This is a genomic window from Gemmobacter sp. LW-1 (assembly GCF_001303875.1).
Taxonomy (GTDB): Bacteria; Pseudomonadota; Alphaproteobacteria; order Rhodobacterales; family Rhodobacteraceae; genus Gemmobacter; species Gemmobacter caeni.
This window is the reverse complement of sequence record NZ_LJSC01000011.1, coordinates 76,777-87,409: the sequence shown is the minus strand read 5'-3', so window position 1 is coordinate 87,409 and position 10,633 is coordinate 76,777. Positions and strand designations below refer to the sequence as shown.

The following is a 10,633-nucleotide window of genomic DNA, read 5'->3' as shown; positions in this document are numbered from 1 at the left end:
GGGGGGCAGACAGCCCCCCTGCCTTTCGCGCCCTCACACCTCATCGCCATGCCCCGCCCTGAGGCCCTCGCGCACACGATGGGCGATCTCGATGAACGCGCGGCTGTCACGGATGTCCAGCGGTCGCTCCCTCGGCAAGGGGCTTTCGATCACATCGGTAATGCGCCCCGGACGCGGACTCATCACCACGATCTTCGTGGAAAGATAAACCGCCTCGGGGATGGAATGGGTGACGAACCCGATGGTCTTGCCGGTCCGCGCCCAGAGCTTCAGCAATTCCTCGTTCAGCCGGTCGCGGACGATCTCGTCTAGCGCGCCGAAGGGTTCGTCCATCAGCAGGATGTCAGCATCGAAAGCCAGCGCGCGCGCAATGCTCGCGCGCTGCTGCATGCCGCCAGAAAGCTGCCAGGGAAACTTGCCTCCAAACCCTTCCAGGTCAACCAGTTGCAGCACGTCCTTCACGCGCCGGTTCTGTTCATCCCGCGCAAATCCCATGATCTCCAGCGGCAGGCGGATATTGCCTGCGATGGTGCGCCAGGGGTAAAGCCCCGCTGCCTGAAACACATAGCCATAGGCGCGTTTGCGCCGCGCCTCGTCCGGCGTCATGCCGTTCACCGTCAGGCTGCCGCCGGTGGGATGCTCCAGCGCTGCGATGCAGCGCAGGAAGGTGGTCTTGCCGCAGCCCGAAGGGCCGATGAAGCTGACGAAATCGCCCTTGTCGATGGTCAGGTTGACATCCTTCAAGGCCTGCACCGGCCCGTCGGCGGTCTGGAACACCAGATCCAGCCCCCGCGCCTCGATCACCGGCCCCGCGTTCTCTGCCCTGTCCTTCATCCATCCCCGCATCCGGCCACTCCGTGCCGGTTCATGTTCCGTTTACCGATTCCCCGCATGCTCGGACATTCAGGGAGGATACCATGATCACAACGCTCGCCTTCGCACCGACGGAGGAGGATCTGGAGGAGTATTTCTTCGCCCCTCCGGTCCTGACCTTCGCCCCGCCGCCACCGCCGGACCCGATACCGCCTCAGACCCCCGTCGCAGGCACGCCTGAACGCTGAACCGGCCGCGGCGCGGTCAGCTCTTTCCACGCGCTCAGCGCCCGGTTCACCGCCGGGCGCGGCGCGCGACCGACAAACTGGCCATGGCCTTCCTCGGTCCGCATCTCGCCGTCATGCACCACGACCTTGCCGCGCGACAGGGTGAACCGCGGCAGGCCTTTCACTGCCTGCCCCTCGAACACGTTGTAATCAATGCTCGACTGCTGGCTGCCCGCCGAGATCACCTTTTCCTTCGCCGGGTCCCAGACCACCAGATCGGCATCGGCACCAACCAGAACCGCCCCCTTCTTCGGGTAAAGGTTCAGGATCTTGGCGATATTGGTCGAGGTCACCGCGACAAACTCGTTCGGCGTCAGCCGCCCCGTGTTCACCCCATGGGTCCAGAGCATCGGCAGCCGGTCCTCCAGCCCGCCGGTGCCATTGGGGATCTTCGAGAAATCGCCCACCCCGAACCGTTTTTGCTCGGTCGTAAAGGCACAATGGTCGGTCGCCACGCAGGACAGGCTGCCCGCCTGCAACCCTGCCCAAAGGCTCGCCTGATGCGCCTTGTTGCGGAAGGGCGGCGACATGACCCGCCGCGCGGCATGGTCCCAATCGGGGTTGAAATATTCGCGCTCATCCAGCGTCAGATGCTGGATCAGCGGCTCGCCCCAGACCCTTTTGCCGGCCTGCCGTGCCCGGCGGATCGCTTCATGCGCCTCTTCACAAGAGGTATGCACCACATAAAGCGGCACCCCTGCCATATCGGCGATCATGATGGCGCGGTTCGTGGCCTCGCCCTCCACCTGCGGCGGGCGGGAATAGGCATGCGCCTCGGGGCCGGAATTACCCTCGGCCAGCAGCTTCGCCGTCAGTTCGGCCACCACATCGCCGTTTTCGGCATGAACCATGGCAAGCCCGCCCAGATCGCCCACCCGGCGGAATGACGCGAACAACTCGTCATCATTCACCATCAGCGCGCCCTTGTAGGCCATGAAATGCTTGAAGGAGGTGATGCCCGCCTTCACGCTGTCTTCCATCCCCTCCCATACTTTCTCACCCCACCAGGTGATCGCCATGTGATAGGAGTAATCGCAATTCGCCCGGCCCGATTTATTGTGCCACATCTGTGCGGCATCCATCAGCCCCTGCCCCTGCCCCGGCAGCACGAAATCCACCACCATCGTGGTGCCGCCCGCCAGCGCCGCCCGCGTGCCGCTTTCGAAATCATCGGCGGAATAGGTGCCCATGAAGGGCATTTCCAGATGGGTATGCGGGTCGATCCCGCCCGGCATGATGTAGCAGCCTGCGGCATCCAGCACCGTGTCGCCCTTAAGCCCGGTACCGATTTCGGTGACCACCCCACCCTCGATGCGGACATCCGCCTCATAGGACAGATCCGCCGTGACAACCGTCCCGCCCTTGATCACCGTCGATGCCATGCCGCTCTCTCCCGATCCGCTTTTGCTTCTTGTCCAAATACTCCGGGGGTCCGGGGGCAGCGCCCCCGGCCTTCCCGTCATTCGACGACTTCGGCCACCTGCAACACCGCATGCAGCAGCACATCGGTGCCCGCCGCCGCCCATTCGGGGCTGATTTCCTCGGCCTCGTTATGGCTCAACCCATCCACACAGGGGCACATGACCATGGTGGTCGGCGCCACGCGGTTGATCCAGCAGGCATCATGTCCGGCGCCGGAAACGATATCCATGTGGCTGTAGCCCAGCTTTTCCGCACTCGCCCGCACGATGCCCACCAGTTCGGGGTCAAAGGTCACCGGGTCGAAATGGCCGACCGGCTCGATGCTGCATCCAAGGCCCAGTTCGGCCGCAACCGCATGCGCCGCGCGCTCCACCTCGGCGCGCATGGCGTCGAGCTTGGCCTGTTCCGGGCTGCGGATGTCCACGGTGAACACCACCTTGCCAGGGATCACGTTGCGCGAATTCGGATGCACGAAAACCTGCCCGACCGCGCCCACGGCATTGGGCTGGTGGCTCATGGCGATCTGATGCACGCGCTCGGTAATCCGCGCCATGCCGAGGCCGGCATTCACCCGCATCGCCATGGGGGTCGAGCCGGTATGCGCATCCTTGCCCGTCAGGGTGATTTCAAGCCACCACAGGCCTTGCCCGTGGGTGACGACGCCGATGCTTTTTCCTTCCGCCTCAAGGATCGGCCCCTGTTCGATATGCAGTTCGAACATCGCCTTCATCTTGCGCGCGCCGACAACCTCGTCCCCGATCCAGCCGATGCGGGCGAGTTCCTCGCCAAAGCGTTTGCCCTCGGGGTCGGTGCGATTATAGGCATAATCCTGCGTATGGATGCCAGCGAACACGCCAGAGGCCAGCATGGCCGGTGCGAACCGCGCGCCCTCCTCGTTGGTCCAGTTGGTCACGACGATCGGGTGCTTCGTCTTCAGCCCCATGTCATTGATCGTGCGCACCACCTCAAGCGCGCCCAGAACGCCCAGCACACCATCATATCGGCCGCCCGTCGGCTGGGTATCGAGATGGCTGCCCATATAGACCGGCAGCGCATCGGGGTCGGTGCCAGGCCGCGTCGCGAACATGTTGCCCATGGTATCGACACCCATGGTCATGCCCGCCGCCTCGCACCAGCGCTTGAACAGGTGGCGGCCCTCGCCATCGGCATCGGTCAGTGTCTGCCGGTTGCAGCCGCCCGCCACGCCGGGGCCGATCAGGGCCATCTCGTTCAGGCTGTCCCACAGCCGCGCCGAATTGATGCGAAGGTTCTCTCCGGGTGCTGGCATCAGCTTGCTCTCCCTGTCTGCCGCCCGTCTGCTGCGGGCTTGCGGCGAATCTCTTCCTGACCGTATGGTCAGATTGCAGGCTATAGAAGCTGACTATCCGGTCAACGAAAATCTCAGTTCCCCGCCAGCCCCCTGCGATCCGAGGCCCGATGAACGAAACGCCCCGCCCGATGCGCCGCAACGAGATCCGCGCGATGAATGAAACGCTCATTCTTCAGGCAGCGGAAAAAGTCTTTGCCGAGGCGGGGTTTGGTGGTGCGACCATGCAGCTGATCGCCGATCTGGCGGGGCTGCCGAAAGCCAATCTGCACTATTATTTCGCAACGAAGGAAGAGCTGTACCGCCGCGTGGTGCAGAATATCTTTGAAATCTGGCTGCATGCCGCCGACAGCATGGATGGCGCCGAAACCCCGGCGGAAGGCATCGGCGCCTATATCGACGCCAAGATGGATATTTCCCGCCGCCACCCGGAAGGCTCGAAAGTCTGGGCATCAGAGGTGATGCATGGCGCGCCGGTGATCCAGGATTATCTGGAAACCACGTTGCGCGACTGGACGGCGGGGCGGGCCGCGCTGATCCAGCGCTGGATCGACGAGGGCAGGATGGCCCCCGTCGATCCGCAGCACCTGCTTTACATGCTCTGGGCCACGACCCAGCACTATGCCGATTTCAGCCACCAGATCGAAACGCTGAACGGCGGCAAACCGCTGTCCGAAACTCAGTGGAATGCCGCCAAGACCAATGTGAAACAGATCATCCTGCGCGGGATCGGGGTGCTGTGAGGCGTCAGATCACCTCGAAATCGGCGGCCCCCAGCGTCTGAACCGAGATCAGCCGCGCAAAGACCACCGCTTCGCCCTCACCGCTGCCGTCCGCATCGTAAAGCAGCCGCCCCGTCGTGGTGTCGAACAGGATACGATCATCGGCATCCCGCGCCACGCCCCCGGCATTCGCGGCGAAAGCCGTGACCGGCAGCGCCCCGTCTGCCGTGGCGACGAGGCCGCCGAAAGCCGATGCCGAAAGCTGGATGCGGTCCTTGCCCCGGCTGAAATCGACAATCAGGTCGGTGCCGCCCAATTCCGGTGCCAGGTCGAAGACGAAACGATCCTGCCCCGCCCCGCCGCTGAGCGTATCGTTCCCCGCGCCGCCCGCCAGCGTATCCGCGCCGCGCCGGCCTTCCAGCAGGTTGTGGCCCTCGTTCCCGAGCATGCTGTTGGCAAAACGGTTGCCGACCCCGACCACATCGGCGCTGCCTGTCAGTTCCAGGCGCTCCACCCCGCCCCTAGCCTGCGGGCCGGAGAGGCGGAAATCCAGATGCGTCCGCACCGTATCGACCCCGCCGGACAGGCCACCCGCGAATACCCGGTCCCCGGCATCATCGACGACAAAGATGTCATCCCCAGCCCCGCCGAACATCCGGTCCGCCCCGGCGCCACCGTCGATCACATCATCGCCCGTGCCGCCGCGCAGCAGATCGTCGCCCAGACCACCGGAAAGCGTATCGGCCTCGCCAGATCCGATCAGCAGGTCAATGCCCTCCCCCCCGGTCAGACTGCCCGAGGTGGCAAGCCAGCCTGCGGAAAATGCGAAGCGCCAGCCAGAGGCATCAATATTGTCCAGCCCGAACAGCACCGAGAAGCCGGCGATTTCCCCGGCGGCAACCTGAAGCGGCGCCGTGACGAAAATCCACCCGTCATCATCGCCGCCCGCCGAATCGTAAAATTCCAGCCCGCCGATTTCCAGCACCAGAAAACCGCCGTCATACTGGTAGTAGCCGGTTTCCTCGATCAGCCAGCCATCGGTCTGGTAGGTGGCGGAAATCGTGAACACATCGCCTTCAAATGTCGCCGAAACCAGGGGCGACACGTCCCGAATCTCTTGCAGGATACGCATGTCAGAGTCCGATTTTGCACAATGATGAAGCAGAAAGCCCAATCACTGTGCGCCTGGCCCGACAACCTGTCAATCAGCGTGTACGGGTGGCTTGCGGCACAACCTCAGCCTGCCAGAGCGTCCGCCACCAGCCCTTGCAGCAGATCATTCACAGGGGCCATCGTCGGCTCGTCCCGGTGCATGAAGCCGACTGTCACCGCCTCGCCCGGCCGCTGGTAGACGGTGATGGCGTAGGGGCAATACCGGATGTTGGTCGGGTCCGCCTCCATCACCTTGCGCGACACCTCGGCCGAGCAGAACAGGAAGATCTCGGCCCCGTCGAACAGCACAACGTCCGACCCGACATCGGCGCGTGTGCGTTCCAGCATGTCGCCGGTATGGGTGTGGCTGTCGATCACCAGCCCGCGCCCGACAATGGCGCTTTCGACCGCGAAGGTCACATCCTCGAATGCCTCCTCGCTGGTCGCCGTGACAAATTCATCGGCAACCGCAGGGGTCGTGGCGCAGATCAGCGCGGCAACGCTCAGAACGCGGGTCATCAGGGTCATGCGGGGCTCCGTCTGGACAGGGCCAGTCTGCGGCAGACAGCGCCGGGGCGCAAGTCAGGCGTCTTTCAGCTCCACCTCGACGAAGCTCATCGGCGCCGGACCGCCATTGATGACATTGTGTTCGGTTCCCTTCGGACGGGAATAGGCGCTGCCCGAGGGAATGAAGCTTTCGCGCCGCTCGCCATCCGGCAGCTCCAGCACCAGCGCGCAATCGGTCAGCGTGGTGATGACATATTCATGGCCGTGAACATGCCAGCCGGTTTCGGCACCCGGTTCGAAATCATATCGCCAGACCCGAACGCGGTCGTTTTCCATCAGCAGCGTGGCCATGGCCTGAAGCCGCATCGCACCTTCCGTCATCCCGCTTCCCCCAAAAGCAGGGACGCGGGGGGCACCCCCGCGTCCGGGCCGCCTTACGGCAGCGTTTTCAGCACTTCGGCCAGCTTGCCGATCAGTTCGTCGATTTCCGCCTTCGAGATGATCAGCGGCGGCGACATGGCAATGATGTCGCCGGTGGTGCGGATCAGGATGCCCTTTTCATAAGCATTCAGGAAGGCCGTGAAGGCGCGTTTGGTGGGTTCACCCGCCATCGGCTCCAGCTCCACCGCACCGATCAGGCCCATGTTGCGGATGTCGATGACATGCGGCAGGCCCTTGAGGCTGTGGAGCGCATCCTCCCAGTAGGGAGCAAGGTCGTTCGCACGTTCGAACAGCCCCTCCTCCTTGTAGGTGTCCAGCGTGGCGATGCCGGCGGCGCTGGCGATCGGGTTGCCGGAATAGGTGTAGCCATGGAACAGTTCGATCATATGTTCCGGGCCCTGCATGAAGGCATCATGCACCTCGGCCGTGGTCAGCACCGCGCCCATCGGGATCACGCCGTTGGTCAGGCCCTTGGCGGTGGTCATCATGTCGGGCAGCACGTCGAAATGCTGCGCCGCGAAGGCCGATCCAAGCCGCCCGAAGCCGGTGATCACCTCGTCGAAGATCAGCAGGATGCCGTGTTTCTTCGTGATCGCCCGCAGCTTTTCCAGATAGCCCTTCGGCGGCATCAGAACGCCGGTCGAACCCGCCATCGGCTCCACGATCACCGCCGCGATGGTTTCGGCGCCATGCAGCGCAACAATACGTTCCAGATCATCGGCGAGGTTGGCGCCATGCTCCGGCTGGCCACGGGTAAAGGCGTTCTGACCCGGCAGATGGGTATGCGGCAGGTGATCAACACCGCCCAGCAGGGTGCCGAACATCTTGCGGTTGTTGACGATACCGCCGACCGAGATGCCGCCGAAGTTCACGCCATGATAGCCACGCTCGCGCCCGATCAGACGGGTGCGCGCGCCCTCGCCCCGTGCCCGGTGATAGGCAATGGCAATCTTCAGCGCGGTTTCCACCGACTCGGATCCCGAGTTGGTATAGAACACATGCTCGATCCCCTTGGGGGCGATATCGACCAGACGGTTGGCCAGTTCAAAGGCCACCGGATGTCCCATCTGGAAGGCAGGCGCGTAATCCAGCTCGGCCGCCTGCTTCTGGATCGCTTCGGTGATTTTCGGGCGGCAGTGACCGGCGTTGCAGCACCACAGGCCTGCGGTGCCATCCAGCACCTGCCGACCGTCCGAGGTGGTGTAATGCATGTCCTTCGACGCCACGAACATGCGCGGCGTCTTCTTGAACTGCCGGTTCGCCGTGAAGGGCATCCAGAAGGCATTCAGGTCGTTCGGCGTCGGCTTACGGTCAAGCGCCATGATCATCTCCGCATTTATCCGTCACGAGACTTCGCGCGACGGCTTGAGTTTCCTTGACCCCGAGGTCAAAATTCAACGCGACAGCACCCGGAAGACCGGGCGTGGCTGTCGGCATATTGACGGGTTTGCCACCGCCGCTCAATCGGGTTTGGCCGTTCCCGCGGCACATTTCCGACACTTTGATCAAATGTTTCACCCGGGAGGTCCGATGACCCGTGCCAAGCCGAAGACCCGCATCCAGCAAAAGAACTCCGAGGCCATCCTGGAGGCCGCGCTGGAGGTGTTTTCGCAGGCCGGTTTTCGTGGCGCGACGCTGGACCAGATCGCGGATCGCGCCGGGCTTTCGAAGCCCAACCTGCTGTATTATTTCCCCTCGAAAGAGGCGATTCATGCCGAGCTGATCGCCGGGCTTCTGAAGGTCTGGCTCGATCCGTTGCGGGCGCTGGACGCGGGCGGCGATCCGGTGGCCGAGATTCTGGGCTATGTCCGCCGCAAGCTGGAACTGAGCCGCGATTTCCCCCGCGAAAGCCGGCTGTTCGCCAATGAGGTGCTGCAAGGCGCGCCGCGTATCGACGCGGCGCTTCAGGGCGAGCTGAAACCTCTGGTCGATGACAAGGCGGCGGTAATCGCGGCCTGGGTGGCCGAGGGGCGCCTGGCACCGGTGGACCCTTACCATCTGATCTTCTCGATCTGGGCCACAACCCAGCATTACGCCGATTTCGACGTGCAGGTCCGCGCCGTGCTGGGCCCCGGCCATGATCCTTTTGCCGAGGCCGGGGCGTTTCTGGAGACGCTCTACCGGCGGATGCTGGCGGTCTGACGGATCGTTCAAATGCCACGCATTCGCCCCGCCCCGACGCGGCGGCTGCGTGGTACGATACGATGGGGGCGTTCTGACCGAAAGGGAAGAGACGATGACATTCGTGTCCACCATTGGCGCGCAGCTTGCGCGCGCCCTGCCCCAGCCTGACCCCGGCATACCCTCTGCACGCGGCAGCCAGCCCTCCGAGCCGCCCGCCAGCCTGCGGGTCGCCCCCACGGAACTGGCCGCCGCGGTGCAACCCGCCGCCGCCAGCGTGACCGTGGTGCTGCAATGCGCGGGCAGGCCCGACCCTGACACGTTCGACAACGTGCCGCAGCCCGGAGACGAAAGCATTCTGGTCGATGACTGGGAAAGGCCGGGCCCGCCGCAGGATACGGCTGACCCCGAGGCGGGGCCAACCCCGGCTGCCCCGATGCCGCCGGAAGATGCGCAGCCTGCCGTGATCTCATGGCAACACAGTCTGCGCATCCTGCGCGGCGGCTGAGCCGCGATCATTCTGCCGCGCGCACCGAAGGGTTGTTGGGGTGTTGCGTCCAGTTGGCGTAATCCCCCACTGTCGCCCCGGTGCGCGGGTCCACCTGACCTTTCGGCAGTTGCACCATGGTGATGCAATTCTCCACCGGGCAGACATTGACACACAGGTTGCAGGCCACGCATTCCTCGTCCTTCACCGTGAAGGTGCGGTCCGCGCCCATTTCGATGGCCTGATGGCTGGTATCCTCGCAGGCGATATAGCAGCGGCCGCATTTGATGCAGTCGTCCTGGCTGATATGCGCCTTGGTGACATAGTTCAGGTTCAGGAACTGCCAGTCGGTGACATTCGGCACCGCGCGGCCCACCAGCTCCGTCGTATCGGTGAACCCCTTGCGGTCCATGTAATCCGACAGGCCCGAGATCATCTCCTGCACCACCTTGAAGCCATAGGTCATGGCGGCGGTGCAGACCTGCACATTGCCCGCGCCCAGAGCCATGAACTCTGCCGCATCGCGCCAGGTCGTGACGCCACCGATGCCGCTGATGGGGATACCGGCGGTTTCGCGCGAGCGCGCGATTTCCGCCACCATGTTCAGCGCGATGGGCTTCACCGCCGGGCCGCAATAGCCGCCATGGGTGCCCTTGCCGTCAATTGTCGGCTCCGGTGCGAAATCGTCGAGGTCGACCGATGTGATCGAGTTGATGGTGTTGATCAGGCTCACCGCATCCGCCCCGCCGCGCTTCGCCGCCTCGGCCGGTTTGCGGATGTCGGTGATGTTGGGGGTCAGCTTCACGATGCAGGGCATGCGGGAATATTGCTTCACCCAGCGCGTGACCATCTCGATATATTCCGGCACCTGCCCCACGGCGCTGCCCATCCCACGTTCAGCCATGCCATGCGGGCAGCCGAAGTTCAGCTCCACCCCGTCCGCCTCGGTATCCTCGATGCGTTTGAGGATATCCTTCCAGGATTCCTCGTCACAGGGCACCATCAGGCTGATGATCAGGGCGCGGTCGCGCCACTTGCGCTTGACCTCCTTGATCTCTTGCAGATTCACCTCCAGCGGGCGGTCGGTGATCAGCTCGATATTGTTCAGCCCCAGCAGGCGGCGGTCGGCGCCCCAGATCGCGCCATAGCGCGGGCCGTTGACATTGACGACCGGCGGCCCTTCGGAGCCCAGCGTCTTCCAGACCACACCGCCCCAGCCCGCCTCATAGGCGCGTTCCACATTCACCTTCTTGTCGGTGGGCGGGGCCGAGGCCAGCCAGAACGGGTTGGGGGATTTGATGCCGATGAAATTCGATGCGAGATTGGCCATATGCTTGTCTCCTGATGCGGGCGT

General features: G+C 64.0%; 12 protein-coding genes. 4 read left to right on the top strand and 8 right to left on the bottom strand.

Annotated features, from left to right (window positions below):
* Positions 1-33: 33 nt before the first annotated feature.
* Positions 34-846 (bottom strand): ABC transporter ATP-binding protein, encoded by an 813-nt coding sequence (locus AO684_RS01990; protein WP_235451194.1) that lies wholly within the window; start codon positions 844-846, stop codon positions 34-36.
* 71 nt (positions 847-917) lie between these two features.
* Here AO684_RS01990 and AO684_RS21710 point away from each other — a divergent pair, with 71 nt between their 5' ends.
* Entirely contained in the window at positions 918-1,061 is a 144-nt protein-coding gene (locus AO684_RS21710) for a hypothetical protein (RefSeq protein WP_161805975.1), read from the top strand.
* Here AO684_RS21710 and hydA read toward each other — a convergent pair.
* Both hydA and AO684_RS01980 read right to left on the bottom strand, forming a co-directional pair.
* Complete coding sequence (gene hydA / locus AO684_RS01985) at positions 1,028-2,482, bottom strand: dihydropyrimidinase (protein ID WP_054301065.1); 1,455 nt, start codon at positions 2,480-2,482, stop codon at positions 1,028-1,030. The two genes, AO684_RS21710 and hydA, sit on opposite strands and share 34 nt — an antisense overlap.
* A gap of 77 nt (positions 2,483-2,559) precedes the next feature.
* Positions 2,560-3,810 carry a Zn-dependent hydrolase gene (locus tag AO684_RS01980; protein WP_054301064.1) on the bottom strand — a complete coding sequence of 417 codons (1,251 nt, stop codon included), beginning with the start codon at positions 3,808-3,810 and terminating at the stop codon, positions 2,560-2,562.
* 149 nt (positions 3,811-3,959) lie between these two features.
* Here AO684_RS01980 and AO684_RS01975 point away from each other — a divergent pair, with 149 nt between their 5' ends.
* Complete coding sequence (locus tag AO684_RS01975; protein ID WP_054301063.1) at positions 3,960-4,592, top strand: TetR/AcrR family transcriptional regulator; 633 nt, start codon at positions 3,960-3,962, stop codon at positions 4,590-4,592.
* Positions 4,593-4,596: 4 nt separating this feature from the next.
* Here AO684_RS01975 and AO684_RS01970 read toward each other — a convergent pair whose 3' ends face one another.
* The 4 genes from AO684_RS01970 to AO684_RS01955 form a co-directional block, all read right to left on the bottom strand.
* Positions 4,597-5,703 carry a calcium-binding protein gene (locus tag AO684_RS01970; protein WP_054301062.1) on the bottom strand — a complete coding sequence of 369 codons (1,107 nt, stop codon included), beginning with the start codon at positions 5,701-5,703 and terminating at the stop codon, positions 4,597-4,599.
* 104 nt (positions 5,704-5,807) lie between these two features.
* The gene (locus AO684_RS01965) at positions 5,808-6,251 is read right to left on the bottom strand and encodes a DUF302 domain-containing protein (RefSeq protein WP_152968319.1); all 444 of its coding nucleotides are present in this window, start codon (positions 6,249-6,251) and stop codon (positions 5,808-5,810) included.
* A gap of 54 nt (positions 6,252-6,305) precedes the next feature.
* Positions 6,306-6,611 (bottom strand): cupin domain-containing protein, encoded by a 306-nt coding sequence (locus AO684_RS01960; protein WP_054301061.1) that lies wholly within the window; start codon positions 6,609-6,611, stop codon positions 6,306-6,308.
* Between the two features lie 53 nt (positions 6,612-6,664).
* On the bottom strand, positions 6,665-7,993 hold the full coding sequence (locus AO684_RS01955) for an aspartate aminotransferase family protein (protein ID WP_054301076.1): 1,329 nt from the start codon (positions 7,991-7,993) through the stop codon (positions 6,665-6,667).
* A gap of 208 nt (positions 7,994-8,201) precedes the next feature.
* Here AO684_RS01955 and AO684_RS01950 point away from each other — a divergent pair, with 208 nt between their 5' ends.
* Together AO684_RS01950 and AO684_RS01945 are read left to right on the top strand one after the other, a co-directional pair.
* On the top strand, positions 8,202-8,813 hold the full coding sequence (locus tag AO684_RS01950) for a TetR family transcriptional regulator C-terminal domain-containing protein (protein WP_054301060.1): 612 nt from the start codon (positions 8,202-8,204) through the stop codon (positions 8,811-8,813).
* A 94-nt stretch (positions 8,814-8,907) separates the two neighbouring features.
* Complete coding sequence (locus AO684_RS01945) at positions 8,908-9,300, top strand: hypothetical protein (protein WP_054301059.1); 393 nt, start codon at positions 8,908-8,910, stop codon at positions 9,298-9,300.
* Between the two features lie 7 nt (positions 9,301-9,307).
* Here AO684_RS01945 and preA read toward each other — a convergent pair whose 3' ends face one another.
* The gene (preA, locus tag AO684_RS01940) at positions 9,308-10,609 is read right to left on the bottom strand and encodes an NAD-dependent dihydropyrimidine dehydrogenase subunit PreA (protein WP_054301058.1); all 1,302 of its coding nucleotides are present in this window, start codon (positions 10,607-10,609) and stop codon (positions 9,308-9,310) included.
* Positions 10,610-10,633: the final 24 nt, after the last annotated feature.